The 25,716-nt window shown below is 70.0% G+C and carries 21 protein-coding genes, 2 tRNA genes, 1 other RNA gene and 1 pseudogene; 13 read left to right on the forward strand and 12 right to left on the reverse strand.

Translation table 11 applies throughout. From position 1 onward, the window contains the following. Nucleotides 1-116 precede the first annotated feature (116 nt). The 7 genes from JIG36_RS16235 to JIG36_RS16265 form a co-directional block, all read right to left on the reverse strand. The gene (locus JIG36_RS16235) at nucleotides 117-755 is read right to left on the reverse strand and encodes a GTP-binding protein (protein WP_203377106.1); all 639 of its coding nucleotides are present in this window, start codon (nucleotides 753-755) and stop codon (nucleotides 117-119) included. After that, a complete protein-coding gene (locus JIG36_RS16240; protein WP_203377107.1) occupies nucleotides 733-1,194 on the reverse strand; it encodes a DUF742 domain-containing protein in 462 nt (153 codons plus the stop codon). Before JIG36_RS16240 ends, JIG36_RS16235 begins: the two co-directional genes overlap by 23 nt. Then, entirely contained in the window at nucleotides 1,191-1,655 is a 465-nt protein-coding gene (locus JIG36_RS16245; RefSeq protein ID WP_133874038.1) for a roadblock/LC7 domain-containing protein, read from the reverse strand. The genes JIG36_RS16240 and JIG36_RS16245 overlap by 4 nt, the downstream gene beginning before the upstream one ends. Next, a complete protein-coding gene (locus JIG36_RS16250) occupies nucleotides 1,652-4,606 on the reverse strand; it encodes an ATP-binding protein (protein ID WP_203377108.1) in 2,955 nt (984 codons plus the stop codon). Before JIG36_RS16250 ends, JIG36_RS16245 begins: the two co-directional genes overlap by 4 nt. Further along, nucleotides 4,593-5,669, reverse strand: coding sequence for a hypothetical protein (locus tag JIG36_RS16255; protein ID WP_307872746.1), 1,077 nt, complete (start codon nucleotides 5,667-5,669; stop codon nucleotides 4,593-4,595). The genes JIG36_RS16250 and JIG36_RS16255 overlap by 14 nt, the downstream gene beginning before the upstream one ends. Nucleotides 5,670-6,187: 518 nt before the next feature. Further along, a complete protein-coding gene (locus tag JIG36_RS16260) occupies nucleotides 6,188-7,858 on the reverse strand; it encodes a DUF885 domain-containing protein (protein WP_203377109.1) in 1,671 nt (556 codons plus the stop codon). Between the two features lie 142 nt (nucleotides 7,859-8,000). Then, the gene (locus JIG36_RS16265) at nucleotides 8,001-9,071 is read right to left on the reverse strand and encodes a PHP domain-containing protein (RefSeq protein WP_203377110.1); all 1,071 of its coding nucleotides are present in this window, start codon (nucleotides 9,069-9,071) and stop codon (nucleotides 8,001-8,003) included. A gap of 197 nt (nucleotides 9,072-9,268) precedes the next feature. Between JIG36_RS16265 and mtnA the strand changes: the two genes are divergently transcribed. After that, nucleotides 9,269-10,231, forward strand: a complete 963-nt coding sequence (gene mtnA, locus JIG36_RS16270) for an S-methyl-5-thioribose-1-phosphate isomerase (protein ID WP_203377111.1) — start codon at nucleotides 9,269-9,271, stop codon at nucleotides 10,229-10,231. 197 nt (nucleotides 10,232-10,428) lie between these two features. On the opposite strand, the gene JIG36_RS16275 is transcribed toward mtnA, so the two are convergent. After that, entirely contained in the window at nucleotides 10,429-11,007 is a 579-nt protein-coding gene (locus JIG36_RS16275) for a DinB family protein (RefSeq protein ID WP_203377112.1), read from the reverse strand. A gap of 38 nt (nucleotides 11,008-11,045) precedes the next feature. Continuing rightward, a complete protein-coding gene (locus JIG36_RS16280) occupies nucleotides 11,046-12,005 on the reverse strand; it encodes a prephenate dehydrogenase (RefSeq protein ID WP_203377113.1) in 960 nt (319 codons plus the stop codon). 453 nt (nucleotides 12,006-12,458) lie between these two features. On the opposite strand from JIG36_RS16280, the gene JIG36_RS16285 reads away from it, so the two are divergent. After that, nucleotides 12,459-13,592, forward strand: a complete 1,134-nt coding sequence (locus JIG36_RS16285) for an NHL repeat-containing protein (RefSeq protein WP_307872747.1) — start codon at nucleotides 12,459-12,461, stop codon at nucleotides 13,590-13,592. 156 nt (nucleotides 13,593-13,748) lie between these two features. On the opposite strand, the gene JIG36_RS16290 is transcribed toward JIG36_RS16285, so the two are convergent. Further along, nucleotides 13,749-14,489, reverse strand: a complete 741-nt coding sequence (locus JIG36_RS16290) for a M23 family metallopeptidase (protein ID WP_236047107.1) — start codon at nucleotides 14,487-14,489, stop codon at nucleotides 13,749-13,751. A 150-nt stretch (nucleotides 14,490-14,639) separates the two neighbouring features. Between JIG36_RS16290 and JIG36_RS16295 the strand changes: the two genes are divergently transcribed. From JIG36_RS16295 to JIG36_RS16305, 3 genes are all read left to right on the forward strand, one after another. Further along, nucleotides 14,640-14,975 carry a hypothetical protein gene (locus tag JIG36_RS16295; RefSeq protein ID WP_203377441.1) on the forward strand — a complete coding sequence of 112 codons (336 nt, stop codon included), beginning with the start codon at nucleotides 14,640-14,642 and terminating at the stop codon, nucleotides 14,973-14,975. Between the two features lie 360 nt (nucleotides 14,976-15,335). Further along, on the forward strand, nucleotides 15,336-15,854 hold the full coding sequence (locus JIG36_RS16300) for a tRNA adenosine deaminase-associated protein (RefSeq protein WP_203377115.1): 519 nt from the start codon (nucleotides 15,336-15,338) through the stop codon (nucleotides 15,852-15,854). A 32-nt stretch (nucleotides 15,855-15,886) separates the two neighbouring features. Next, entirely contained in the window at nucleotides 15,887-16,303 is a 417-nt protein-coding gene (locus JIG36_RS16305; RefSeq protein ID WP_203377442.1) for a nucleoside deaminase, read from the forward strand. Nucleotides 16,304-16,481: 178 nt separating this feature from the next. On the opposite strand, the gene deoD is transcribed toward JIG36_RS16305, so the two are convergent. Beyond that, nucleotides 16,482-17,198 carry a purine-nucleoside phosphorylase gene (gene deoD / locus JIG36_RS16310; RefSeq protein WP_203377116.1) on the reverse strand — a complete coding sequence of 239 codons (717 nt, stop codon included), beginning with the start codon at nucleotides 17,196-17,198 and terminating at the stop codon, nucleotides 16,482-16,484. A gap of 126 nt (nucleotides 17,199-17,324) precedes the next feature. On the opposite strand from deoD, the gene JIG36_RS16315 reads away from it, so the two are divergent. The 3 genes from JIG36_RS16315 (at nucleotide 17,325) to JIG36_RS16325 (ending at nucleotide 18,513) form a co-directional block, all read left to right on the forward strand. After that, nucleotides 17,325-17,414, forward strand: a tRNA-Ser gene (locus JIG36_RS16315). 357 nt (nucleotides 17,415-17,771) lie between these two features. Next, nucleotides 17,772-17,981 (forward strand): hypothetical protein, encoded by a 210-nt coding sequence (locus JIG36_RS16320; protein WP_203377117.1) that lies wholly within the window; start codon nucleotides 17,772-17,774, stop codon nucleotides 17,979-17,981. A 142-nt stretch (nucleotides 17,982-18,123) separates the two neighbouring features. Then, entirely contained in the window at nucleotides 18,124-18,513 is a 390-nt protein-coding gene (locus JIG36_RS16325) for an STAS domain-containing protein (protein WP_307872748.1), read from the forward strand. Nucleotides 18,514-18,806: 293 nt separating this feature from the next. Here JIG36_RS16325 and JIG36_RS16330 read toward each other — a convergent pair. Next, a tRNA-Ser gene (locus tag JIG36_RS16330) sits at nucleotides 18,807-18,894 on the reverse strand. Nucleotides 18,895-18,975: 81 nt separating this feature from the next. Here JIG36_RS16330 and ffs point away from each other — a divergent pair. From ffs to JIG36_RS16355, 5 genes and pseudogenes are all read left to right on the forward strand, one after another. Further along, nucleotides 18,976-19,070, forward strand: an RNA gene (gene ffs / locus JIG36_RS16335) — signal recognition particle sRNA small type. Between the two features lie 98 nt (nucleotides 19,071-19,168). Next, a pseudogene (locus tag JIG36_RS54775) lies at nucleotides 19,169-20,800 on the forward strand (DNA polymerase III subunit gamma and tau); the annotation flags it as partial. Nucleotides 20,801-23,370: 2,570 nt separating this feature from the next. Then, on the forward strand, nucleotides 23,371-23,670 hold the full coding sequence (locus tag JIG36_RS16345) for a YbaB/EbfC family nucleoid-associated protein (RefSeq protein WP_236047368.1): 300 nt from the start codon (nucleotides 23,371-23,373) through the stop codon (nucleotides 23,668-23,670). 4 nt (nucleotides 23,671-23,674) lie between these two features. Then, on the forward strand, nucleotides 23,675-24,268 hold the full coding sequence (recR, locus tag JIG36_RS16350) for a recombination mediator RecR (RefSeq protein WP_203377119.1): 594 nt from the start codon (nucleotides 23,675-23,677) through the stop codon (nucleotides 24,266-24,268). A 407-nt stretch (nucleotides 24,269-24,675) separates the two neighbouring features. Next, nucleotides 24,676-25,677 (forward strand): ABC transporter permease, encoded by a 1,002-nt coding sequence (locus JIG36_RS16355; RefSeq protein ID WP_203377120.1) that lies wholly within the window; start codon nucleotides 24,676-24,678, stop codon nucleotides 25,675-25,677. Nucleotides 25,678-25,716 lie beyond the last annotated feature (39 nt).

Consider the following 25,716-nt stretch of genomic DNA (forward strand, 5'->3'; position numbering starts at 1 on the left):
TTCCTTCCGTAGCGGGTCTCGCCAGATACCACTCTGCCCGCTCGGAGGCCGATTTGGGAACCTCGATCTTCGCGACCCCTCGCACACCCGCCTTCAGGGGTACGAGGACACCGCCGTCAGGAATGCGTGGACTTCTGCCGGATGGCCTTGTCGAGGGCCTGATCGAGCACGACGAGCAGCGCGTCGCGGACCGACCCGCGGAAACGGGCGTCGAACGCCAGCACCGGCACGTCCTCGCGGACGGCCAGGGCCCAGCGCACTTCATCCAGGCTGTAGCTCATTTGACCGTTGAACGTGTTGACGCCGACGACGAACGGAAGCCCGGCCCGCTCGAAGTAGTCTACGGCGGGATAACAGTCGTCGATCCGGTTGGTATCGACCACGACCAGCGCGCCGAGGGCGCCCTTGATCAGGTCGTCCCACATGAACGCGAAGCGCGACTGTCCCGGCGTACCGAAGATGTAGAGCTTCAGCGTCTGGTCGATGGTCAGGACGCCGAAGTCCATCGCGATGGTCGTCGTCGTCTTCATCGTGGCCTGGCCGGGGTCGTCGATACCCACGGCCGCGGAGGTCATCTCGGCCTCGGTGGTCAGCGGCGAGATCTCGGAGATGGCGCCGACGGTGGTCGTCTTGCCCACGCCGAAGCCGCCCGCGACGATGATTTTGACCGGGACCGGCGCCCTCTTCGGGCGGTCCCCGCCACTGCCGACCGCGGCCGTGCCGACGTGGCGGTCAGGTGATTGCTCGTAGTCCACGGATCACTCGCATGATGGTCTCAGGGTCGGGGGTCTCGTTGTCCAGCACGTGGACGTCCAGTTGGCCGGCGGCCCGCAGGTCGCCGACGAGGATGCGTGTGACGCCGAGATGCAGGCGCAGCCGGGCGGATATCTCCGCCACGGAGACTGGCTCGCCGCAGAGGCCCACGATGGCGCGCATCTCGGGGGAGAGGCGCACGGGACCGGCGGCGGGGTTGACGGTCACCTGGGTTTCCATCCCGATGTCGGGATCGGTGCCGTCGGTGCGCCCGGACGTGATGACGAACGGGCGGAGGCCGGAGGTCTGCTCCGCGGCCGGCGGCTCGGAGTCCCGGATCGCGGGACTGTAACCGCCGGCCGAGAGCGGGCCGGACTGCAAGAACGGGCGGACACTCGGCCGAGCCGGGTACGCCGGGTCGTCGCTGTCCGGATAGGTCATTGCTGAACGGCGTTCTTCAACTCGGCGATCAAACGCGGGCTCAGAGCGCCACCGGCCCGGGTGGCGAACAGCGTCATCTCGTACGCGAGGGTGCCGAGATTGGCCGAGCGGTCCGCGATGACACCCAGCACCGAACCGGCGCTGATCGCGGTGACCAGGAGATACCCGTCGGCCATGTCGATGATGACGCGGTTCAGCGAGCCCAGCCGGTACCAGCTCGCGGCGCCGCCGGCCAGGCTCGTCAGACCCGAGACGACCGCGGCCAGGCGCTCGGCGTTGGGCCGGTCCTTGATCGCCGACATCGCCATCAGCAGGCCGTCGGACGACACCGCGATGGCCTCGATCACGCCGGCGGTTCCGGAGGTGAAGGAGTCCAGCAGCCAGTTGAAGGTCTTGGCCTCCGCGCTCAGCTGTGACTGGGCGTAGCCGTTACCGGTGTCGGTGCTGTAGGGGGAAGTCATCGCGGTTGTCCCTCGGGTTGTGGCTGAGTTTCGTTCAGTGCGAGTGCGACTCCGTACTCGAACTGTTCCATCAGGGCTCGGGCGGCGTCCGGGTCCAGGGGAAGACTCGGAGAGGCCGGCGGCGGGTAGTTCGGTTCGTCCCTGGGCAGGGTCGCACCGGGAACCCGTCGAGCCAGCGGGGCGTGTCCGGCCGACGGCGGCGAGGACATCTGCGTCTCGGCGACATCCCACTGAGCCCGGTTGACACCGGCCTCGAAGTCGTCGAACGCGGCCCGCGCGGCCATCGCGTCGTCCTGCGACGGCGGCCGGCTGGGAAGGGGTGTGCCGCTCTCGGCCGGAAGCTGGCTGCCGGGAACGCGGCGGCGCAGCGGGCCGGTGTTGCCCACGCTCGGCTGCGGGGTTTCCGCGGGCCGGTGCGTGTCCGCCGACCGGAACGGGTCCGTCGGTCGCTGGGTTTCCGCCGGTCGCGCTTCCGGAAGGGACGGCGGCTGGTACGCCTGGGGTGCGTACCGGTAATCCTCTTCGCTGGTCCGCTGCCGCGGGATCGCGGGCATGGACGGCGGAGGTTCGACGGCCGGCTGCGACCACGTGGCCTGCGGCGGCTCCGGCGACTGCTGGTGCCACGCGCTCGGGCCGGCGGCCGGCAGCTCCGGCATCGCGGCCGGGACCCGACCGGCGACCGGGGCGTTCAGGTCGTAGTCGGGCGTGACGACCGGCTGCTGGTACGAGACCGGCTGCTGGTACGACGGTTCCTGGTAGGCCGCGGGCGGCTGGAAGGCAGCCGGCTGCTGATAGGCGGGCCCGGGCGAGTACACCGTCTCGGCGTCGTAGACGGGTTGACCCGCGTACGGCTCGGGCTGGGCCTCGATCGCCGGAGCGGTCGCCCGCACCGGCGCGAACGCGTTCCAGGACTGCCCGGACTCAAGGGTCTGGGTGGCCCGGTGCAGCACGTTGGCGTCGAACGGCTGCTGGCTGCCCGGCACCGAGCGGGCGGCGGAACCGGCGAAGACCTGCGCGAACTCCGAGGTGTGGTGACCCGGCTGCGGGGCGCCGACCGACGGGAACGGCGGGATCTCGGACGCCGGCATGCTCGACACCCGGGCGATCAGGTGCGACGGGTTCAGGTCGACCCACGCGGTGATGCCGCCGCCGGGCGTCTCGGTCAGCGTGACCTCGATGCCGTGCCGGCGGGCGAGCCGGCCGACCACGAACAGGCCCAGCACCTCACTGGGGGCCAGGTCGAGGCGCTCACGGCGGGTGAGCCGCGCGTTCTCCTCGGCCAAGCGCTCGGGCGGCATGCCCAGGCCCTGGTCGATGATGGCGAGGCGGGCGCCCCCGCGCAGCTCGTTCGCGCTGATCACGACGCGGGTGTGCGGCGGCGAGAACGCGGTGGCGTTCTCCATCAGCTCGGCCATGAGCAGGGTCAGGTCGGCCAGGACGGCCGGCACGACCACGATCTCTTCGGGGACGTCGACGTCGACGCGGGTGTAGTCCTCGATCTCACCGAGGGCGAGACGGACGACGTCCTGCAGCGGCAGCGGGGCCATGTGCTCGTTGGCGCCGGCGCCACCGGAGAGCACAACGAGGCTGGACGCGTTCCGGCGCAGACGGCTCGACATGTGGTCGAGGCGGTACAGCTCGGTGAGACGGTCGCTGTCGGTCTCGCGGCGTTCCAGGTTGTCGATCAGGGCCAGCTGGCGGCCGACCAGGTTCTGCGTACGGCGTCCGACGTGGGCGAACATCTGGGCCACGTTGCGCCGGCCGAGAACCTGGCGCTCCACCAGCCGTACGGCGGTGGTCTGCACCCGGTCGAAGGCGCGGGCCAGGTCGCCGATCTCGTCCTGGGCCTCGACGTCGACCGGGTCGAGTCGAATCGGCCGTACGGACTCGGCGTCGTCGTCGGCCACCCTCTCGAGCTCGGCCTCGGCGGCGCGGGCGATGCGGTCGGCCGAAGTGGTGAGGCGGCGCAGCGGCCGGGCCACCGCGCGGGCCATGAACAGGCTCAGCGCGACCACGATGAGCAGCAGCAGGAGCGAACCGCCACCGATCAGGAAGGCGTCGCGGATGGCCGTGTCGCGGTTGTTGGTCACGATCGCGTCCACGTCCGCGGCGACGCGCTTCTCGACGAAGCCGCCGAGGACGAGCACCGACTGCAGCGACGGGAACAGCGTCCCGATGTCGAGGGTCTGGATCGCCTCTTCCGGCCTGGTCGCGGCGTCCTCGAGGAACTTCGGACCGACACGGGCCGAGAAGGCCTCCTGGGCGCCCAGATAGAGGCGGTACTGGCTGGGCGTGAAGAACGCCTCGGCGTTTCCGATCACCTGCTGGAGCTGGATCAGCGACAGCGTGAACAGACCGATCAGGGCGGGCGCGCGGTCCTTGAGAACCACCGCCGAGGTCAGGTGACCGGAGGCCTGGCTGATCAGGTCGTCACTGCGCAGGGCCTGCTCGAGGGCGAACATCTGCCGGCCGACACCGGTCTTGAGGTCGGCGTTGGACGACAGGGCGAGGCCGTTGATGATCGGCGTGATGACCTTGGTGAAGTCGTCGACGATGACGTTCGGCTGGATCGCCACGTTCAGCACGTTCTGCCGGGTGTTCTCCAGCTTCGACGTGTTGCGCAGCGCGCGGGCCAGGTCGCGCGAGACCGCACCGCTGCCGTCGTCCACGCGGGCCACGGCGTCGCGGGCGGCGGCGCTCTGCACCACCAGTTCGTTCTGCTGGACCAGCTGGAACAGGAAGCCGACCGAGAGCAGGCGCTCCTCCTGGAGCTCCTGCACGGCGGTGCCGACCCGGGTGGCCAGGGCCACCTGATCCGAGATGTTCTGCGCGTCGGTGGCGGCCTGGACACGGTTGACGATGATCGGCACGCTCAGCGCCACGACGCCGAGCAGCGGTACGAGCACGAGCAGGGCCAGTTTGCCCAGGATGCGGAACTTACCGAACAGCACCGGACCGCTCCCGCCGTGTCGGGTCGAACTCGCCGTAGCCGGGCGCCTGGTTGTACGAGCCGGGCCCGCCGTAGCCGCCGGGTGGCTGGTTGAGGGCGACGTCGCGGGTGGACTCGCCGATCGGGCGCTCCGGGGCCGGGGCCGGCTCGGCCTCGCGGCGGCGCGAGAACGCCGGCCAGATCAGGGCGCCGGCGACGAACAGCAGGGCGAGCGCGCCCATGATGACCGCCTCGACGCGGCGGTAGTTCAGCGAGTCGAGCCGGTCGTCGAGCAGACGGTCCATCTCGCGCAGGGTGACGCCGGCCAGATTGCTGAGCGCGCCCTGCAGCGTGGACTGCGCGGTGGTCATCGTCGCGACGCTGGGCTCGCCGCCGACCGGGTCGGCGCCACGCACCATCGACTCGACGCCGCGGCGGAACGAGTCGAGCGAGCTGACCAGGCTGCTGCTGAGGGTCGCGCTCTGGGTGTTGTCGACCGCCTTCTGCAGGTCGTCGGTGAGCTGCTTGACCGAGTCCTGCACGGCGAGCACCTCGTGGGCGAACTGCCCCTGCACCTGGGTGCGGCTGGCGGCCGGCAGGGCCGGGTTCTGGATGAGGCCGGCGTAGTCGCCCATCCGGTTCACCCGCACGATCGTGACCGGCATGTCGATCGCCACGGCCTGCTGGAGGTTCGAGACGTCGCCGTCCGGGTCACGGTTGAGCTCGGCATTGGTGCGTACGGCGGAGTACAGCGCGAGCGTGAGGTCGGTGACCTCGACGTGCGCGTTGAGGCTGGCGACCGGCCCGGTGACCTTGGACAGCTTGCCGATCTTGTCCTTCAGGTCGGCCCAGCGCTCCTTGGTCCGCAACTCGTCGCCCAGCTTGGCGTCGGCGGCGGTGACACCGGCGACCGCGGCGGCCAAGGACTGCGGCGGCTCGCTGACACCCTGCACGGCTGTCGACTGGGACTCAGCCAGCGCGCTGACCAGCGGAGTCAGGGCGGTGATGAACTCGACGCCCTTCTTCTCCATGTCGGTGCTGTCCCGCTTGTCGGAGTTGTCGGTCCACACACGGGCGAAAAGCACCGCTGTCGGCACAAGCACCAAAACCGTCAAAATCACCGCGATCGCGGAGCCTAAACGAGTTCGCCGGCTGTTCATTGCTTTCGTCCTCCGCCATGCACACGCGATGAGCCGTATTTTCGGCTACTTTCCGTAGCCGTCAGGCGCACGGATCCGGGCCAATCTATCCGAGAAAACCTCAAGAAAACCCCTTTCCAAGGGACACATCTCTCTCGGCTGATCGGGGGATACAGGGTGCGGTTGTCGTCGTTGTAACAAGCGCTGGTGCTGCCGTTACCGGGGTTCGAAGTCGCAGTCCAGACCGGTTCCGGAACCTGGGAAAGCTACCGCCGCGATGTTAACGGCAGAGTCGCCGCACGAGAAGTCACAAGATTCCTAAACCGTGACCGATAAGACCAGTATCAATTCCACGTTTAGTAGTCGCATGATCACTACCAGCAATAAACAGCGGATAGTGGTGGTGTGCTCACAACAAAAACGGGCTTTTCCCCGGCGCTAACCGGGGAAAAGCCCGAAACGGGTCAGATCCGGGCGAGTGCCTTCCGGAGGGGATCAAGGCCCAGGGATCCAAGGTTGAGGGCGTCCCGGTGGAACGTCTTCAAATCGAAATCAGAGCCCTTACGCTGCCGGCTCTCCTCGCGGGCCTGCATCCAGATCCGCTCGCCGATCTTGTAGGACGGCGCCTGGCCCGGCCACCCCAGGTAACGCTTCCACTCGAAGCGCAGCGTCTTCTCCTCCATGCGGGTGTGCGCCCGCAGGAACTCCCAGCCAAGCTCGGGCGTCCAGCGCTCACCCGGGTGGAAGCCGAACGGGTTGTCCCGCGGGATCTCCAGCTCCAGGTGCATGCCGATGTCGACGATCACCCGGGTGGCCCGCAGGGCCTGGCCGTCGAGCATGCCCAGCCGGTCGCCCGGGTCGGAGAGATAGCCCAGCTCGTCCATCAGCCGCTCGGAATAGAGCGCCCAGCCCTCGCCGTGACCCGAGCACCAGCAGAGCAGCCGCTGCCAGCGGTTGAGGGTGTCGGCGCGCAGCAGCGTCTGGCTCACCTGCAGGTGGTGGCCGGGAACACCCTCGTGGTAGACGGTCGTGACCTCACGCCAGGTGGAGAACTCGGTCACGCCCTCGGGCACGGCCCACCACATGCGGCCGGGACGGCTGAAGTCCTCGCTCGGGCCGGTGTAGTAGATGCCGCCGTCGCTGGTCGGGGTCAGCATGCACTCGATCTTGCGGGCGGGCGGCTCGATGTCGAAGTGCGTGCCGTTCAGCTCCGAGATCGCCTTGTCGGCCAGCTGCTGCATCCAGTCGCGGAACGCCTCCTTGCCCGGGATGTTGCGCGCCGGGTCGGCGTCGAGCGCGGCCACCGCCTCGTCGATCGAGGCGCCCGAGCCGGCGATCAGGGCCGACGTCGCCCGCATCTCCTCCTCGAGCCGGAAGAGCTCCGCGAACCCCCACTCGTACGTCTCCTGCAGGTCGACCTTCGCACCCAGGAAGTACTGCGAGGCCAGCTCGTAGCGCTCCCGGCCCGCGGCCTCCTTCTCGCGGCCGCGCGGCGCCAGGTCGCGGCGCAGGAACTCGGCGAAGTCGGCGGTGGCCGCCGTGGCCGCTTCGGCCCCACGCGTCAGCTCGGCCGCGAGGGCGCCGTCGGCCTCCAGGCGCCCGGCCAGGCCACGGTAGAAGTCGTCGCGGTCGGGGTCGGTCCAGGCGTCGCACTGCTCGGCGATGGCCAGCATCTGCGCCCGGGCGCTGGCCCGGCCGGCGTCGGCCTCCTCGAGCAGGGTGCGGCGGTATTGGTCGAGGGCGCGCGGCAGGTCGTTGAGCCGGGCCGCGATGTTGGCGACCGCCTCCTCGCCCTCGGTCGCCATCACGTCGAAGACGCCGCGCAGCGCGTGCAGGCCGCTGCTGATGACGCTCATCTCGCTGCGGGACACGCCGGCCTCGTCGCGGGCCAGCTCGAGCCCGAGCCGCTCCATCATCGCGTCCTTGGCGACCGCCTCGGACTCGTGCTCCGGGTCGATCACGTCGAGGTCATTGAGCGTACGGCGGGTCAACTCGGTCTGGGCTTCGTAGCCGTCGGGGGAGAGGTCGTCGGTCTTGGAGTCGTGCCCCGAGATGCCGACGTAGGTGGCGCCGAGCGGGCTCAGTTCGGCCCATTCCTCGACATAGCGGTCAGCGAGGTCATCAATTCTTCCCACGGGCCGACCATACGTTCTCCCCCGGGCCGGTCACGTCCCTTTTCCGCCCGGCGCTTTGTCGTCCGGCGTTTTGTGCCGTCCCGGCCCTTTGTCGTCCCGGCCCCTTTTGTCGGCCGGCGCCTTATGTCGTCCCGCCCCACGCTCACGCCTTCTGTGCGCCGTGGCCGGCCGTCCACTCCAGCAGGCGTTCCATCGACCAGGTGTTGACCACGTTCTCGACCGGGACGTTGCACAGCGCGGCCCGCTCGCAGCCGAAGCCCAGCCAGTCGAGCTGGCCCGGCGCGTGCGCGTCGGTGTCGACGCTGAACAGGCAGCCCGCCTCGACCGCGACCGTCAGCATCCGCTTCGGCGGGTCGAGCCGGTCGGGCCGCGAATTGATCTCGATGGCCTTGCCGTGCTCCAGCACCGCGGCGATCACCTTGTCGAGGTCGAACGTGCTCGGCGGCCGGGTGCGCCCGGCGCGGTGCCCGCGGTCGCCCGCGCCCGAGGCGGCCACCTTGCGCCCGGTCATGTGCCCCAGGATGTCGAGGTGCGGGTTGGCGATCGCGTTCACCATCCGCTTGGTCATCCGCGGCGACTCGTCACGCAGCTTGCTGTGCACCGAGCCGACCACCACGTCGAGCCGCTCCAGCAGCGCGTCCTCCTGGTCGAGCGAGCCGTCGTCGAGGATGTCGACCTCGATGCCGGTGAGGATGCGGAAGCCGTCGGGCAGCTGGTCGTTGAGCCGGGCCACGTAGTCGAGCTGCTTGCGCAGCCGGGCCGCGGGCAGCCCGTTGGCCACGGTGAGCCGCGGCGAATGGTCGGTGAGCACCAGATATTCGTGCCCGAGGTCGGCCGCGGCCAGCGCCATCTCCTCGATCGGTGAGCCGCCGTCCGACCAGTCCGAGTGGCAGTGGCAGTCCCCGCGCAGCGCCTCACGCAGCTTGCGGGCGGCCCCCTGCAGGTCGACGCCCTCGGTCGACTCGAGCCGGCGCAGATAGACGGGTTCCTCGCCGGCCAGCGACTCGGCGATGCACCGGGCGGTGACCGCGCCGATGCCGCTGATCTCACCGAGCGTGCCCTCACCGGCCCGCGCGACCAGTTCTTCCTCGTCCAGCTCAGCGATCTTCGCGGCGGCCGAGCGGAACGCGCGTACGCGATAGGTCGCCTCGTTCGCCCGCTCGAGCATGAAGGCGATGCGCCGCAGGTCGGCAATCGGGTCACGAGAAGCCATGCCGCCCAGCCTAGGACGACCGGCCCCATTTCGAGGCGCCCCGGCGTCACTCATCCCCGCGCCCGCCTTACCGTGTGTGCCGTGCCTTTACGGGCCGCCGTCGTGCTGCGGCGGCGCCCGCGTATGTTGCCTGTCGTGCGGGCCTCGGCCGTCACGTCCCGCGGACTCTCGCCGAGGCCGCTGGCTAGCATCGCGGGATGCGGACGATCGACTGGGTGGACGGTGCTGTCGAGATCATCGATCAGACGGTGCTTCCCGGTGAGTTGCGGATTTTGCGCCTGCACACCGTGGACGAGCTGATTGCCGCGATCCAGTCGCTGGCCGTACGGGGTGCGCCCGCCCTCGGTGTGGCGGGCGCGTTCGGTGTGGCGCTGGCCGCCCGCGTGCACGCCGACGATCCGGAGGAGCTCGCTGACGCCGTACGCCGGATCGAAAACGCCCGGCCCACCGCGGTCAACCTGGCCCGGGGCGCCCGCCGGGCCGCCGAATCGCTCCCGCACGGCGCGCAGGCCGTGCTCGCCGAGGCCTGCCGCGTGCGCGACGAAGAGATCGCGGCCTCCGAGGCCATGGCCGCCCTCGGCGCTGACCTGATGGTCGAACTCTGCGGCGAACGACCACGCCTGCTCACCCACTGCAACACCGGCGGGCTGGCCGCGGTCACCGTCGGTACGGCGCTGGGCGTGGTGCACGAGCTGCACAAGCGCGGCCACCTGGCCGGAGTCGTCGCGAGCGAGACGCGGCCCCTGCTGCAGGGCGCCCGCCTCACCTCGTGGGAACTGTCCCAGTGGGGCATCGAGCACCGCGTCGCGGTCGACTCGGCCGGCCCCTTCCTGATGGCCCGCGGCGAGGTCGACGCGGTGATCCTGGGCGCGGACCGCATCTGCGCCAACGGCGACGTGATCAACAAGATCGGGTCGTACGCCCACGCCCTCGGCGCCCGCCGGGCCGACCTGCCGTTCGTAGTGGTGGCGCCGGAGTCCACAGTCGACCTCGACACCGCTTCGGGCGACGCTGTGCCGATCGAAGACCGCGGCGCAGCCGAGATCACCGCGTGGGCGCCGGCGGCCAACCCGGCTTTCGACGTGACCCCGCACGACCTGGTCACCGCGATCGTCACGGACCGCCGAGTGATCCGCCTCGACCGCGGCGAGAAGATCTGACGTCCCACTGCTTTTCTGCTCCAGCTCGCCGCGTGGTCCGTCGGCTTGCTCGGCGGGGCTTGCTTGCTGGTGGTCGCGTGGTCCGTCGGCTTGCTCGGCGGGGCTTGCTTGCTGGTGGTCGCGTGGTCCGTCGGCTTGCTCGGCGGGGCTTGCTTGCTGGTGGTCGCGTGGTCCGTCGGCTTGCTCGGCGGGGCTTGTCAGCTGGTCGCCGCGGGCTTCCACGGTTTGAGCCAGTCGGTCTCGGGCCACCCCTCGGCGGCGGCCATCAGCGGGTAGGCGGTCGCGCCGTCGATCGACTCGCGCACGATGTCGGCGTGGCCGGTGTGGCGCGCCGTCTCCTGGATCAGGTGCAGCAGGATCCACCGCAGCGTCCAGTGCGACATGTCCCGGCTGTTCCACGGCACCGAATGGTCGACCGGAACGGCGTGTTCGAGGTTGCCGAGCTCGGTCACGGTCTCTTCGGTCTGCTCGGCGACCCGGTCGTAGCGGGCTAACACGTCGTCGATGCTCTCGCCCTCGGCCATCCGGAAGTTGTTCGCGTAGGCCTCGTAGTCGAGCACCTGCGGCTCCCCGCGGACCTGCCCCATCCAGCCGGCCTCGGTCGAGGCGCAGTGCTTGATCAGCCCGCCGACGCTGAGCTCACTGGCCGACGGCGTGGCGCGCAGTTGCTCGTCGGTGAGGCCGTACGCGGTCAGCCTCAGCACGTAGCGCATCTGAGCGAGGTAGGCGAGCAGTCCCTGCTGGTCGTTCTCGATGGAACCGACCTGACCCGGCATCGCGGACTCCCCTCGCGGTTGTGCTGACACCCACCACGCTATGGACGATTGCAGCCACTTTCCGGCCGCATTGATGACACCGTCGAGCGATCCCCGGCGACCGCGGTGACCCAGCCCCCGGCCCGGCCCAGCTCCAGCAGCGCGGCCGCCTCGCCCGGGAGCTCGGCCGAGGGGCCGGGCGCCGGTGGCCACGCCCGCCGCAGCTCCCCGGCCGGACGCAACGCCGGAGTCAGCGCCGCCACCGGATCGGGCTCGTCGAGGAGGGCGCGCATTTCGTGCAGCTCGGCGAGCAGCCGGTCGAGCTCGGCTCCGACCGCGGCCGCGTTGCCCCCGCACATCGCCGCGATCAGCTCGGCCCGCGTGGCGGCCACCCGGGTGCCGTCGCGGAACGACCCCGCGGCCAGGGTCGCGGCCGGCGGATTGTCGCGGAGCTGCCCCGCGAGCGCGGCCGCGAACAGATGCGGCACGTGACTCACCTGGGCGACCGCGCGATCGTGGCGGCCCGCCTCGATCGGCACGACCCGAGCGCCGAGCCGGGTGAAGAGGTCGGCCAGCAGGAGCCAGTCGGTCAGGCTCGTCTCGCCGGGCTCCAGACAGAGCACCCAGGCGCAGCCGTCGAAGAGGCGGGCGTCGGTCGCCGCGAATCCCGAGGTCTCCTTGCCGGCCATCGGGTGCCCGCCGACAAAACGCCGTACGCCGTGTTTCGCGGCCAGATCGCGTACGGGCTGCTTGACCGAGGTGACATCGGTGACCAGCCCCGGATGGTCCGCCAGCTCGCCGATTACCGACGGCAGGGCGGGTAGCGGAACCGCAAGCACCACCAGTTCGGCGCCGGCGACCGCGCGCTGAAGGTCTGCTCCGACGCGGAAGCCCGCGGCCGTGGCCGCTTCGCGGGTGACCGGATCGGCGTCGAAGCCGACCACGTCATGCCCACCCGCGTCGAGCGCACGCAGCAGAGATCCACCGATGAGTCCAAGCCCGACGACTGCGATGTTCACGCCCGGAACTCTCCCACAGCGGGCCACCCCGGGGCCGAGTTTCCGGCGCTGGCTGTGGATAACGAGGGCCCCTGTGGACAACCGCCGGGCGGGCCTTGACGGCGCGTACGGTCGGGCCACCTTCTTTTCCCCAGTGGTGGGTGGGGGTTAGGGATGGCGCTACAGGGTGAAGTTGATCAAGGAAGAGATCAAAAGGCGGAGGGGCGAGAACGGACCTGCGACGTTCGTAACGGGGTGGGGGTGGGGCTGGCCGCAGGGGCAGGCGACGAAGGGGAACGCGAAGACGCGGTCTTGGACCCACGGTTGAATACGGTCGTGCTGGTCAGCGTCGCCGAGATTCGCGCCGCCGGGCAAGATCAGCCGTTCGGGCAGGCGGGGATCGGCCGTCCTAGCTGCGGTAATTGTCCGTTTCGCGACGGCGGAGAGTAGGCGGCTCGGCATTACGGTCGTCACGTGACTTACCGGGGGAAAACACTCGTCGCGGGGCTTGTGCTCAGCTCGTCCGTGGTCTGCGCCTCGCCCGCGCACGCCCAGGACTCCGACGTGATGCCGAGCTTCAACGGTGCGGTTCTGAGCATCGCGTACGCCAAGAATGTCGTCTATGTCGGCGGCGACTTCACCGCCGCGATTGTCAACGGCAAGCCGGTCGCCCGCGGGCGCCTCGCCGCGATGGATGCCCGCACCGGAGCGCTGCTGCCCTGGGCGCCGGTAGCTGACGGGCGGGTCAAGGCGCTCGTCGTCAGCGGGTCGTCCGCCTACCTGGCCGGCGACTTCACCACCGTCGGCGGGCAGAAGCGGGACAGCCTGGCCCGCGTCGACCTGGCCGACGGGGCGCTGCACAGCACGTTCAAGCATGCGGTGAGCGGGCGTCCGATGGCGGCGTTCGCGGCGCACGGGCGGCTCTACGTCGGCGGCACGATCACCGCGGTCGACGGGCAGCCGCGGACCCGGCTCGCCGCGTTCAGCCTCAGCAGCGGCAAGCTCGACGCGGGGTGGCGTCCGACGGCCGACGACCAGGTCGAGACGATCGCGGCCGGCGGCGGGCGGATCTATGTGGGCGGCAAATTCCACAAGATCAACGGCCTTCCCGGGTACGACCGTCTGGCCGCTCTCGATCCCGCCGGCGCGGCCGTCGTGGCCGGCTTCAAACCTCGGCCCCCGGTCATCACGTACGCGCTGGCGGTCACGGGCGACGCGGTGTTCTCGGCCCACGGCGGGCAGGGCGGGCGGGTCAGCCGCTACACCCCGGACGGGGCGCTCAAGTGGTCGGCCACGTTCGACGGGGACGCGCAGGCGGTGACCGTGCTCGGCGACTCCGTCTATGCCGGTGGGCACTTCGACCGCGCGTGCAGCACGGCCCGCACGGGATCGCAGGGGGCCTGTGTGGACGGCTCGGACAACCGCATCAAGCTGGCCGCGCTGTCGGCGGCGGACGGGCACCTGCTCGACTGGACCGCCGACGCGAACGGGGTGGAGGGCGTGCTCGCCCTGGCCGGCAGCGCCAAGCTCGGCAAGGTCGGGATGGGCGGCGCGTTCACGACCGTCGAGGGCCGCCAGCAGAAGCGGTTCGCCCAGTTCAGCGCCTAAAAAAGCGCGATTCAGTAACCACCAGACATTTCTCCCGGCAGCAAGGGGCCGCACCCATCGGGCGAGGGTGCGGCCCCTTGCGTACGCGGGAACGCAGTTTGGCCTTCATGCCGTCGAGGGCGAGGCTGTTGCGTACGGGGGAACGCGGTTGACCTTTCAGGCCTTGCAGTTGTGCGAGCGCTTCCAGGCCGCCACCTCGGCCACCGGGCTCTTGCTGCCGCCCTTGCGCCACGAGGCCAGATAGGAATAGGGCCAGACGACGCCCCGGCGGACCTTCCAGTCGCCCACCTTGGCGCACGGCGGCGAGATGCCGAAGTGCAGGTGGCAGACGCCGTTCGCGTTGCCGGTGTGGCCGACCTTGCCCAGCAGCTGGCCGGCGGTGACCCGGACGCCCTTCTTGATGCCGGACTGCACCTTGCTCAGGTGCGAGCCGTAATAGCGCACGCCGTCGTCGCCGAGCAGCGACACCGACAGGCCACCGTTGTTGGGGCCGTCGGGCGAGCCCTTGACATAGACGTCCTTAAGGCTGATCTCGAGGACCACACCGCTGGTCGTGGCGACCACCGACTCACCGCAGTCGGCGAAGATGTCGGTCGCCTTGTATTTCGAGTGGGTGGTGTGCCAGTCGACGTTCGACGCCTTCACGGGGAAGACGTATTTCACCTTCTTCGACGCGGTGATGGTCGCGGAGCCGGTGCTGGAGGGCGTCGCCGACGGCGTGGCGCTCGCGGACGCGCTCGGCGACGTGGCGGCCGGCTGGCTCGGCACGACGGAGGACGGCGTGGGAGCCGCCGCTTCCGAGGTCACCGAGGGCTCGACGAACTGCGGGGTCGCGGACACCGGCACGCCGCCGGAGTTGTTGCCACAACCGGCCAGGCAGACGGCCAATACGGTCAAACCGGAGAGGGTACGGAGCAATTGCACCCGGCCATCCTGGCAGAAGTGCGCCCGCCCCGCCGACCCGTGCTGGCTAGGCTGGCACACAAGAGGCCATGAAGAGGGAGGTGGGCCGTGACCGACTGGCAGCAGGCGGCGACGCGCGGCGAGATGCCGGCGCGACCCCCGTCGGGGCTGTTCCCCGGTCCGTCCCGCCCGATCTATCGGGAACCCCACCCGGTGAACGCCGGCCCGTTGCTGGCCGGCATAGCGGCCGGTGTGGCCTGGCTCGCGCTGTTCGGGTCGCTCGGCCGTGACCTGGCCGGATACGCCTGGTGGACGATCCTCGCGGCGGTCAGTGCCTGGGCCGTCGCCCTGGTCCTGACCCTGATCGGCGACCGCGGCGCGGCGGCCGGGGTCGCCCTCGCGAGCGGCCTCGGGCTATCGATCGCCATGGCTTTTGTGGGCGGCCGGTGGATCACCACCCAGGACTGGCCGCTGTGGTGATTGTCCGATCTTGACCGGGCTTGTCGGCGACCCGATGTGCCGTCCTCGTCGCGGTACGCACTTGGTCTTGACTTAAGGTCCGGGAAAGGTTCAACCTCGGGTCCATGCCCCCCTCACCGAATCGGCTCGATCCTGATCGTCGCCGGCGCCGGCTCGAGTTGCTGGCGGCTCTCGCCAGTGCCAAAACGGCGCGGGAGACGACGCAGCCCCAGCGGCTGCGGAGGGCGCGCCTGCGCGAGCTCATCGCGATGCGTCGTCGCCTGGTGAACTGACTTCCGCCACACACAAAGGCGTGGCGCGCGTCGCCCGCCGTTCTTCCCGCTACCGTCACTCGCGAAGACATCAGTCGTGGGGGGAAAGTTGTCGACATTCGCTGCCGCCGTGGGCCGGGGCAAGAACGGGTGGACGGCGTCCGAGCTGGACCTGGGTGGGCTGGCCGACATCGACGAGGTCGTCGACGCGATGCGCGACGTGGAGCCGGACGCCGATGTCACGCTCCTGTTCGTCGAGAGTGACGACCAATATCTGGCCGTGCTCCGGCTGGACGAGGGTGAGGATCTGCGGATCTTCGGCTCCGACTCGGCGTTCGCCGACGAGTCCCGGATCGGCGCGATGCTGCTCGGTGAGATCGAGGCGCCGGCGCTCGAGATCGACGATCTGGCCGCCGAGGGCGACGACGACGAGGACAGCGACAAGCCGGCCGTCGACCCCGACGCGGATCCGGTCGGCGACGCCGAGCTGCTCACCGACCTAGGGATCACCGCGCACCGGCTGCTGCAGCTGTGCGGGCTCGAGGGCATGATGCCGGCCGACGTGACGGCCGAGATCTGCCAGCGCATCGGCTGCGGCGACGAGATGGAAGAACTGCGCGACGCGTGAGCCTGAAGGCGCAGCCGCGGCACGTGGCCTGGATGCGGCGGGCGCTCGAGGCGGCCGCCGCCACCGGTGACGACGTGCCGGTGGGGGCGGTGCTGCTCGACGCCGACGGCCGGGAACTGGCCACGGCGGGCAACGAACGTGAGGCGACCGGCGATCCCACCGCGCACGCCGAGATCCTGGTGCTGCGGCGGGCGGCCGAGCGGGCCGGCACGTGGCGTCTCGATGGCTGCACGCTCGTGGTGACACTGGAGCCGTGCACGATGTGTGCCGGGGCGTTGGTGCTGGCCCGGGTGTCGACCCTGGTGTTCGGGGCCTGGGAGCCGAAGACGGGTGCGGTCGGGTCGCTGTGGGACGTCGTACGGGACCGTCGTCTCAACCATCGGCCCGAGGTCTATGCGGGGGTGCTCGAGGACGAGTGCGCCGCGCTGCTGCGGGACTTCTTCCGCTGATTCCGTCCCACGACCCCATTTCCCGTACGGGGGGAGGGTGGGCTTTCTCCGTACGGAGGGGGCAACTGCTTGCCCCATACGGAGGGACGATCGCTTTTCCGTACGGAGGTGACACTGCCTTTTCCCGTACGGAGGGAAGGCCGCGACGCCGCATCGGGGCCGCGCCGCGGCAGTCCGCTCAGGAAGCGCCCGTGATCGCGGTTTCGAGACCGATCCGGACCATGTCGCCGAATCCCTGCTCGCGCTGCGCCGAATCCATCTTGGCGCCGGTCTTGATGTGATCGCTGACGGTCAGGATGGTCAGCGCCTTGGCGCCGTAGCGGGCGGCGATCGTGTAGATCGCGGCCGACTCCATCTCGACCGCGAGCACGCCGTAGTCGGCCAGCGAGTCGTAGAGGTCGGGACGGTCGGTGTAGAACGCGTCGGCGGCCAGGATCGGACCCACGCGCATCGAGGTGCCCTGGCGCTCGGCGACCTCGACCGCGGTGCGCAGCAGGCTGAAGTCGGCCACCGGCGCATAGTCGATCAGGCCGTCGAAGCGGGACCGGTTCATGTTGGAGTCGGTGGCCGAGCCGATCGCGGCGATCACGTCGCCCAGCTGCAGGTCGGGGGCGAGCGCGCCGCACGAGCCGATCCGGATGACCGACTTCACGCCGTACTCGTTGATCAGTTCGTGGGTGTAGATCGACGCCGACGGCATGCCCATGCCGGAGCCCTGCACGGACACCGGGACGCCCTGGTAGGTGCCGGTGAACCCGAGCATCCCGCGGACCTCGGTGTAGCACTTGGCGTCCTGCAGGAAGGTCTCGGCGATCCACTTCGCCCGCATCGGGTCGCCCGGGAGCAGGACCCGCTCGGCGATGTCGCCCGGCTGTCCGCCGATGTGCACGCTCATCGGCGCGTCTCTTCTCGCTCGTTCATGGTCCCGATCCTGCCAGGTCGCACCGGGTCGCTCCGGCTGGGCGCGGGTATTGGGGCACCCGGCGGCGAGCGCTGAGAGGCGTCCGGTAACGTACTTCCCGGTGGTGTGTCCGAGCGGCCTAAGGAGCACGCCTCGAAAGCGTGTGAGGGTTTACGCCCTCCAAGGGTTCAAATCCCTTCACCACCGCCACCGAACCCGGCGGTTCCGTTAATGCGGAGCCGCCGGGTTTGTCTTTGCCTTCGGCGATCACTCTGCGTGTCACGGACCGGGTGGGCCGTACGTCCAGGCGCGGGGTCGTCCGATCGGCTCTTCTCCATGATCAGGTATCGTCCGCGTAACGCCGCCGTTTCGATGTCCAGCCGCCTCATTCGCGAGCAGTGCTGATGACTCACGGTGACGCCTCGGGGACTGCGCAAATACCTTCGCTGTCGCGCAAGTCACGCAGACGAAAACTGCCGGATCAGACAACGCCCTTTAGCCGCCTGGTGAGAAACTTTCACAAGATTGCCCTACGCCGATGCCTGGGAACTGTCCTAGATTTGACTGGTGAGAGTTGACAGTCACTGGTGGAATGGTGACGTCCGGCTTGCGCGCCGTGACGTCTACGTCCGCACCGACGGCGATCTCTGGGAAGTCGAAGCTCAGATGGGCGGACCAGAGGGCAAGTCCAAGGTGCAGCAGTGTCCAGGACGGGCATCAGCCATGATCCTGGCCGACGCGTGGCGTGGACCACGCTGGCAGTGGCGCAAGCTGTAGCGGCGCCAGGAGCCCAGGCTGCGCCGCACGCTTGATCTCATCGGCCAGCCGAACTTTTCAATAAGGGCCGGATCCAATTTTGGATCTGGCCCTTATTGCGTTCCTGTTTCACCGCACTGTTTGTCCGGTGACAATTGTTTGCGTGGATCTAGCCTGGGCTGACCTCAATCAGCGCCAGGAAGCGATTCCCATGCAGGCCAAAGTCACCGATCACCGAAGCGACATCTCCGTTCTCGAACTGCGCGGCGAACTCGACTCGGACACCGCCGTTCAACTCCACACGATGCTGGCGGACCTGCTGGAACGCCCGGTCCCGCGCATCGTGGTCGACCTCACCGACCTGAAGTTCTGCGATTCCGTGGGGCTCAGCGCCTTCATCACCTGCAAGCAGGTCATCGACGCCCGGGGTGGCTGGCTGAGTTTCGCCGGCGCCAACCCGTTCCTGGTCCAGCTGATGGAGACCGTCGGGTTGAGCCGCTACTTCGCCATCTTCCCCGAGGTCGACGACGCGATCGCCGCCGCGCAACTCTGACCCGGCGGCCATTGTCGGGGCGTGGCGGCGTCCTCGACAGTGGAAATTGATCGTCCTGAGAGCCGTACCGGTTGAGCCCCGCGCGCACGTTTCTGCGTACGCGTGGGGCTTTGTCGGTCTTCGGAGCGCGTTTCTGCGTACGTGTGGGCTTCCTCGACGCGTTCCTGCGTACCCGTGGGCTCCTCGGCCTTCGGTGCGTGTTCCTGCGTACGCGGGAAGGCTCTTGATCTGGGAAGGCCGGGCGGGGAAAGCGAAGAGCCGGGCACGGGGCCCGGCTCGTCAGCTCGATCGCTTGGCGGAGGATACGAGATTCGAACTCGTGAGGGTGTGAACCCAACACGCTTTCCAAGCGTGCGCCCTAGGCCTCTAGGCGAATCCTCCGTCAGCCAGGATACAGATCCGTGGCGCGGCGGACGCACGGGTCCCCGCCTCGCCGCGCGGGGGCACCGGGTAGGCTCTCGGTAAGCCTCTCGTGCGGCGTGCATCTCGTGAACCTCCCCAGGGCCGGAAGGCAGCAAGGATAAGCGGGCTCTGACGGGTGCACGGGGGGCCCTTTCTTTTTCCGGTCCTCCTCCTTCGCCACCGCAGCGGTACCTGGGTTGGTTCTTGTCGTACCCCCGAAGGACAATGGCGCGGTCGTCGAGGAGGGGCAGCAGTGGCACTCGCGCTTTACCGCAAGTACCGCCCGCGCACGTTCGCGGAGGTCATCGGGCAGGAGCACGTCACCGAGCCGTTGTCGCAGGCTCTGCGCAGCGGCCGGCTCAATCACGCCTACCTCTTCTCGGGCCCACGTGGCTGCGGCAAGACGTCGAGCGCGCGCATCCTGGCCCGCTCGCTCAACTGTGAGCAGGGCCCCACACCCGAGCCCTGCGGGGTGTGCGGCTCGTGCCGCTCGCTGGCCAACGACGGCGCCGGTTCGATCGACGTCATCGAGATCGACGCGGCCAGCCACGGTGGTGTCGACGACGCCCGTGAGCTGCGCGAAAAGGCGTTCTTCGCGCCGGCCAACAGCCGCTACAAGATCTATGTGATCGACGAGGCCCACATGGTCTCGTCGGCCGGCTTCAACGCGCTGCTCAAGCTGGTCGAGGAACCCCCGGAATACGTGAAGTTCATCTTCGCGACCACCGAGCCCGAGAAGGTGCTCGGCACGATCCGGTCGCGGACCCACCATTACCCCTTCCGGCTGATTCCGCCCGCGATCCTCCGGCCCTACCTGCAACAGCTGACCGAGGCCGAGGGCGTCCAGGTCGAGCCGGCCGTGTTCCCGCTGGTGGTGCGGGCCGGTGGCGGCAGCGCGCGAGACACGCTGTCGGTGCTCGACCAGCTGATCGCCGGGGCCGGGCCCGACGGGGTGAGCTACGCGAGGGCGATCGCCCTGCTCGGCGTCACCGACGTCACGCTGCTCGACGAGATGTGCGACGCGGTCGCGGCCGGTGACGGCGCGGCGGCCTACGCGACGATCGACCGGGTGGCCGAGGCCGGGCACGACCCGCGGCGCTTCGCGTCCGACCTGCTCGAACGCTTCCGCGACCTGATCGTGCTTCAGCAGGTGCCCGACGCGGTGGCCAAGGGCCTGATCGACGGCCCGGCCGACCAGCTCGAGGCGATGGGCGCCCAGGCGGCCCGGCTGGGCCCGGCCACCCTGTCCCGCTGCGCCGACATCGTGCACAACGGCCTGGTCGACATGCGCGGCACGACGGCTCCGCGCCTGCTGCTCGAACTCATCACGGCCCGCATGCTCCTGCCCGGCGCCGAAGATTCCACCGGTGCCCTGCTCCAGCGTCTCGAGCGCATGGAGCGCCGCCTGACTCTGGGCGGCGAGCCTCTGACGCTGCCCGAGGGTGTGTCCCCGGCCGTCACGCCGGTCTCGGCTGCGCCTGCCGCGCCGGTCGGTCCTGGCACCTCTGGTCCTGGCGCCTCTGATCAGGGCGCCTCTGCTCCTGCGGCCGAGGCGGGTGGCGGTGGCGGCAAGTCGGCCGCGATGGCTGCTGCCAAGGCCGCGGCCCGGCGTGCCGCCACTGGCGCACGCCCCGGTGCGGCCCCGTCCGCCGGTCCTGCCGCGCCCCCGTCCGCTGCTCCTGCCGCGCCCCCGTCCGCTGCTCCTGCGGCGGCCCCGTCCGCTGCTCCGGCCGCGCCGGTGAGTGCTGCTCCCGTCAGTGCCGCCCCGGTTTCCGCAGTTCCCGTCAGCGCGACGCCCGTGTCCGCTGCCCCGGTGAGTGCAGCGCCGGAGGCTGTCGGGTCTCCCGTCTCCTCTCCTCCGGTTGCAGCGGATTGGAACGAGGTCGCCAACGGCGGCGCTGCTTCGCAGGCGCATGCCGTGTCTGTCGCCGAGCCCGAGTTCGACGAACCGCCGTGGGACGACGAGCCGGACCACGATGAGCCGCAGCCGAACGGCGGTAGCCCCTCCGCCCCCTCCTTGACGAGCCCGGGGGTCGGCGTCGTCCAGGCGCAGCCCGCTGCCGAGGTCGCCCCAGCCCAGCCTGCTGCCGAGGTCGCCCCAGCCCAGCCTGCTGCCGAGGCCGCGCAGGCCCAGCCTGTTGCCAGGGCCGCACAGGTCCAGCCTGTTGCTGAGATCGCGCCGGTTCAAGCTGCCCGGCCCGCCGCCGAAGCTGCTCCTGCGCGTCCGGCCCAGCCGGTGGCCGAGTCTGCCCCCGCGCGGCGGGAGCCGGCCGGGGTCATGCCCGATGCGCCGGAAGAGCCCGCTGCGGCCGCGGTCGAGGCGGCGGCCACGCCCGGACAGTTGACCGCGCAGGCGGTCCGGCAGGTGTGGGGCGAGGTGCTCGACGAGGTCAAGAAGCAGCCTCGCGGGGTGGTTCTGCGGGCGATGGTGGCCGATGCGACGGTTCGCGAACTGGAGGGCCAGACCCTCTTCCTGACCGTGCCGTCCGCGACCCACGCGCAGCGGATCAGCCAGGAGTCCGCACTGCCCAACGCGCTCTACGAGGTGCTGGGCGGCCGCTGGGAGATCCGGTGCGAGGTAGCCGGCGGCGCGGCCCCGACCCGCGGCGGCGCGTCCGGCGGCGGCCCTCGTGGCCGTGGCCAGGGCTCGCCCGCCCAGCGTTCAGAAGCCCCGGCGCAACGGCAGTCCTCGACTCAGTCTTCCTCGCAGGCCGGGGCCGCGCCTTCGGCCGCCGGTCAGCAGCCCGCGGCCGCCGGTCGGGCCCCGCACAACCAGCGTCGTCAGGCGGAGGCCCCCGCTTCCAGCGACGACGACTGGCCGGAACCGGCCCGCCCCGGCAACGAGGTCCGGCCCGAAGCCGCCCGTCCCGGCGGTCACGCGACATCGTCCGCCTCCGAGGCGGACCTCGAGGATGACGACGAGGACTGGCCCGAGGTCCGCGCCATCCCGGTGAGCGCGCCGGCCGACGCTGCGCCCAGTGCCCCGCACTCGGCAGTTTCCGGCGACGCGGAGCCCAGTGCCCTGCGCTCCGCAGGTTCCGGCGACGCTGCCCTCAGCGGCACCACCCACGGCGACGATGCCCTCGGCACCACCCGCAACGATGCCCTCGGCACCACCCGCGGCGACGATGCCCCCGGCGCCGCCCGCGGCGTTGCTGACAGCGCACCACCGGTCACCGCCGACCCGCAGCCGGCCCGTCCAGAGGCCGGCGACTATGCCGACCCGACCGGCAACGCCGCCCAGGCTCCGCAGCATGGCGGCGCGGGCTTCGGCGGCACCGATGGGGCAGGCGCTGGACCAGGCACTGCCGCGGGGAACGGCTTCGACGCCGAGCAGAGCATCAGTGCGCCGCGGGCCGGGGAGCCTTCCCCCGCAGGCGGGGCGGAACGAGACAGCCATCAGGCAGCTCCGGGTGACGGCGGCCCGGGCGGTGAACCGTGGCCCGACACTCCCGGAAACGGAAGTGGCCCGATGGTGTCGGCGGTTTCCTCCGCCTCGGCTTCTCCCGCGGGTTCGGCTCCGCTCGATGTTCCCGCTGCTCCGGCCGCCCCCGTGGCGCCTCCGGCCGCCTCGGGTAGCGCTGCCATCGCGGCTGCTCGCGCTGCGGCCCGGGCGGCCGGCGCCCGCGCGGCCGGAGGCTCGGCCAACGCCGGCAGCAGCCAGCCCGACGCGGGCATCGCGAGCCCGGCGGGCGCACCCGGCGCGGCTGTGGGCGGCGGCCCGGCCGGCGGCGGCCGGGGCGGCGCAGCGAGCAGCGGACTGGCAGCGGCCCGGGCGGCGGCGGCCGGAGCGCGTGGTCCCAGCGCAGGGCGAGCTGCGGCCGGCAAACCCGGAGGCGAGGCCTGGTCCGACGGTTCACCCACGGAAGAAGCGCCCTACGACCCCGAGTTCGACGGCCCGCCGTCAAGCAAGGGCGGCGGTTATGAGGGATTCGACCCCGGTGACGAACCGCTGGACGACGTCATCGATGAGAAGACCGCCCGCGAGAGCAGCGAACAACAGGCGATGCGTCTCCTCCGAGAGGCCTTCGGCGCCGAGAAGATCGGGGAGAGCTGAGGCCACGCGCGGGCGTCGTCCAGTTGCTTGACGCTCAGCACGCCGGGGCGGTTGAGCCTGCGCGCGCCGTTCGCGGGTCAGAGCCTCGCTCATGCGCGCTGACTTCGTGCGCGCAGACGAGCGGCCTCGACAGGCGCGAGCCCGCGTCGGGGCTGGCGCTGACGGTTGCTGATCACGTGCGTGGTGGGGCGGCGGTGGTGTGGCGGGCGCGGTGACGACGCGTACGGGAAGGGCGGTTTGGGGCCCGAGTGGCGTGAAGTGTCTTGTGCGTAGGGGGCAGCTACGCTGGGCGGCGGTTACGTTCGCCCGGGTGGTGGTAAATGACGGGCTCAGCGTTGAACACAGACTTTCTAGTTGATATGAGGAGCGGTGCCATGCGGCCCGGTGGACAGCCCAACATGCAGCAGATCATGAAGCAGGCGCAGAAGATGCAGCAGCAGGTTGCGCAGGCTCAGGCTGAGCTGGCCGCGGCCGAGCTGACCGGCACCGCGGGCGGTGGTCTGGTCACGGTGACCGTGACGGGGCTGGGGGAGTACAAGGCCGTCAAGATCGACCCCAAGGCCGTGGACCCGGAGGATGTCGAGACCCTCGAAGACCTGGTGCTCGCCGCCATCCACAACGCGGCCGAGGCGCAGCGGGAGCTCACCGAGGAAAAGATGGGGCCGGCCACCGGTGGCCTGTCCCTGCCGGGGTTCTGATCGCGTGTACGAGGGCGCCATCCAGGATCTGATCGACGAGCTGGGGCGGCTGCCGGGCGTCGGCCCGAAGAGCGCCCAGCGGATCGCGTTCCACGTTCTCTCCGCGGACCCGGCTGACGTCAACCGGCTGTCCACGGCGCTGCGCAAGGTCAAGGAGCTGGTGCGGTTCTGCACCACCTGCTTCAACGTGGCCGAGTCGGAGCAGTGCCGGATCTGCCGCGACCAGCGCCGCACCAACGAGGTGCTCTGTGTGGTCGAGGAGCCCAAGGACGTCGTGGCGATCGAGCGGACCGGCGAGTTCCGGGGCCGCTACCACGTGCTGGGCGGGGCCATCAATCCGCTCGAGGGGATCGGCCCGGACAACCTGCGCATCCGTGAGCTGCTTCTGCGGCTCGGAACGGGCGAGGTCAAGGAGTTGATCCTCGCCACCGACCCGAACACCGAGGGTGAGGCCACCGCCACTTACCTGGCGTTGATGGTCAAACCGATGGGGATCGCCGTCACGCGTCTGGCAAGTGGTTTGCCGGTTGGTGGTGACCTTGAGTATGCGGACGAGATTACTCTCGGTCGCGCTTTTGAAGGTCGGCGCTCCGTTTGAGGGAACATAACGTGATCGTATGATCACGAAGAGATAGCGTTTTGGTCCGGATTCGCTGCTTGCAGGACATCTACACGGTAGTTTCCGTTTGGTCGGCGGCACAGGTCACGGTCACATCACGACGGGGACACGGAACTGGTCGTGTGCGGTCGGTGAACTTGACCTGAAGCACCGCAGTAGGTGAGTGTTCCTCCGATGGCGGCACACCCGCCGTCGAGTGCCTTCGTGGCGCCGGTCTGATCTGACCCGCGCGATGAGGGTCGGCACTCGAGGCATGCGATAACCGATCGGTTGCCGTTCGCTGCGTGGGCCATCGTCATCCGGGTCTTGCGGGGGTCTCAAAGCCCTGCGCGCCGGGGGCCGTGGACTCATGCACGTCCGGCCGCCGGGAGAGGACCGGCGCTTAGATGTCGCTTGGCCCAGAGGCGTCGATCACCGATGAGTCGACGGCGCCCACCGCCGACGCGGCCGAACGTCCCGGCGAGAAGGCGATCGCCGGTCGATCGCTCAAACAGATCGCCTGGCGTCGCCTGAAGAGGGACAAGGTTGCGATCGCCGGCGCTTGCGTCGTCATCTTCCTGGTCGTCGTCGCGATTCTCGCCCCGCTGCTGATCAGGTGGTTCGGCCACCCGTACGACGAGCCGCACATCGACCAGCTCGATCCCACTTTGAGCACGCCCCTGGGCAAGCTCGGTGGCATCAGCGGAGACTTCCTGCTCGGTGTCGAGCCGCAGTCCGGCCGCGACATCTTCAGCCGGATCATCTACGGCGCGCAGACCACACTGACGGTCGCGTTCCTGTCGGCTTTCGTCTCGACGATCCTCGGCGCCGTCTTCGGCCTGATGGCCGGCTTCCTCGGAGGCTGGGTCGACTCGGTGATCAGCCGGATCATGGACTTCCTCCTCGCCTTCCCGCAGCTGCTCTTCGCGATCGCCCTGCTCTCCGTCCTCCCCGACGAGTTCTTCGGCCTCGGTGACCGCTGGTCGCGGGTGCTCGTGCTGGTCGGCGTCATCGGCTTCTTCGGCTGGCCCTACATCGGCCGGATCGTGCGGGGTCAGACGCTGTCGTTGCGCGAGCGCGAGTTCGTCGAGGCCTCCCGCAGCATGGGCGCACGCTCGGGTCGCATCCTCTTCCGCGAGCTGCTGCCCAACCTGGCCGCCCCGATCCTCGTCTACACGACGCTGATCATCCCGACCAACATCCTGACCGAGGCCGCGTTGAGCTTCCTCGGCGTCGGTATCCCGCCGCCCAACCCGTCGTGGGGCGGCATGTTGTCGGACGCGGTGACCTTCTACCAGATCGACCCCATGTTCATGATCATTCCCGGTGGGGTGATCTTCATTACCGTGCTGGCCTTCAACCTGTTCGGCGACGGCCTGCGCGACGCACTCGACCCGAAGGCTCGCTGAGCCCGCGGCGTCGGTTTTACACCGCAATTTCCTGCGGAC

It is taken from the genome of Paractinoplanes ovalisporus (genome assembly GCF_016834655.1).
Taxonomy (GTDB): Bacteria; Actinomycetota; Actinomycetes; order Mycobacteriales; family Micromonosporaceae; genus Actinoplanes; species Actinoplanes ovalisporus.

Excerpts from the sequence above, each read along its gene's own strand:
- JIG36_RS16355 (WP_203377120.1), top strand. The coding sequence starts at position 24,676 with ATGTCGCTTGGCCCAGAGGCGTCGATCACCGATGAGTCGACGGCGCCC.
- JIG36_RS16345 (WP_236047368.1), top strand. The coding sequence starts at position 23,371 with ATGCAGCAGATCATGAAGCAGGCGCAGAAGATGCAGCAGCAGGTTGCG.
- deoD (WP_203377116.1), bottom strand. The coding sequence starts at position 17,198 with ATGAGCGTGCACATCGGCGGACAGCCGGGCGACATCGCCGAGCGGGTC.
- JIG36_RS16295 (WP_203377441.1), top strand. The coding sequence starts at position 14,640 with ATGCCGGCGCGACCCCCGTCGGGGCTGTTCCCCGGTCCGTCCCGCCCG.
- mtnA (WP_203377111.1), top strand. The coding sequence starts at position 9,269 with ATGCGGACGATCGACTGGGTGGACGGTGCTGTCGAGATCATCGATCAG.
- JIG36_RS16240 (WP_203377107.1), bottom strand. The coding sequence starts at position 1,194 with ATGACCTATCCGGACAGCGACGACCCGGCGTACCCGGCTCGGCCGAGT.
- JIG36_RS16245 (WP_133874038.1), bottom strand. The coding sequence starts at position 1,655 with ATGACTTCCCCCTACAGCACCGACACCGGTAACGGCTACGCCCAGTCA.
- JIG36_RS16275 (WP_203377112.1), bottom strand. The coding sequence starts at position 11,007 with ATGCCGGGTCAGGTCGGTTCCATCGAGAACGACCAGCAGGGACTGCTC.
- JIG36_RS16305 (WP_203377442.1), top strand. The coding sequence starts at position 15,887 with ATGCGGCGGGCGCTCGAGGCGGCCGCCGCCACCGGTGACGACGTGCCG.
- JIG36_RS16265 (WP_203377110.1), bottom strand. The coding sequence starts at position 9,071 with ATGGCTTCTCGTGACCCGATTGCCGACCTGCGGCGCATCGCCTTCATG.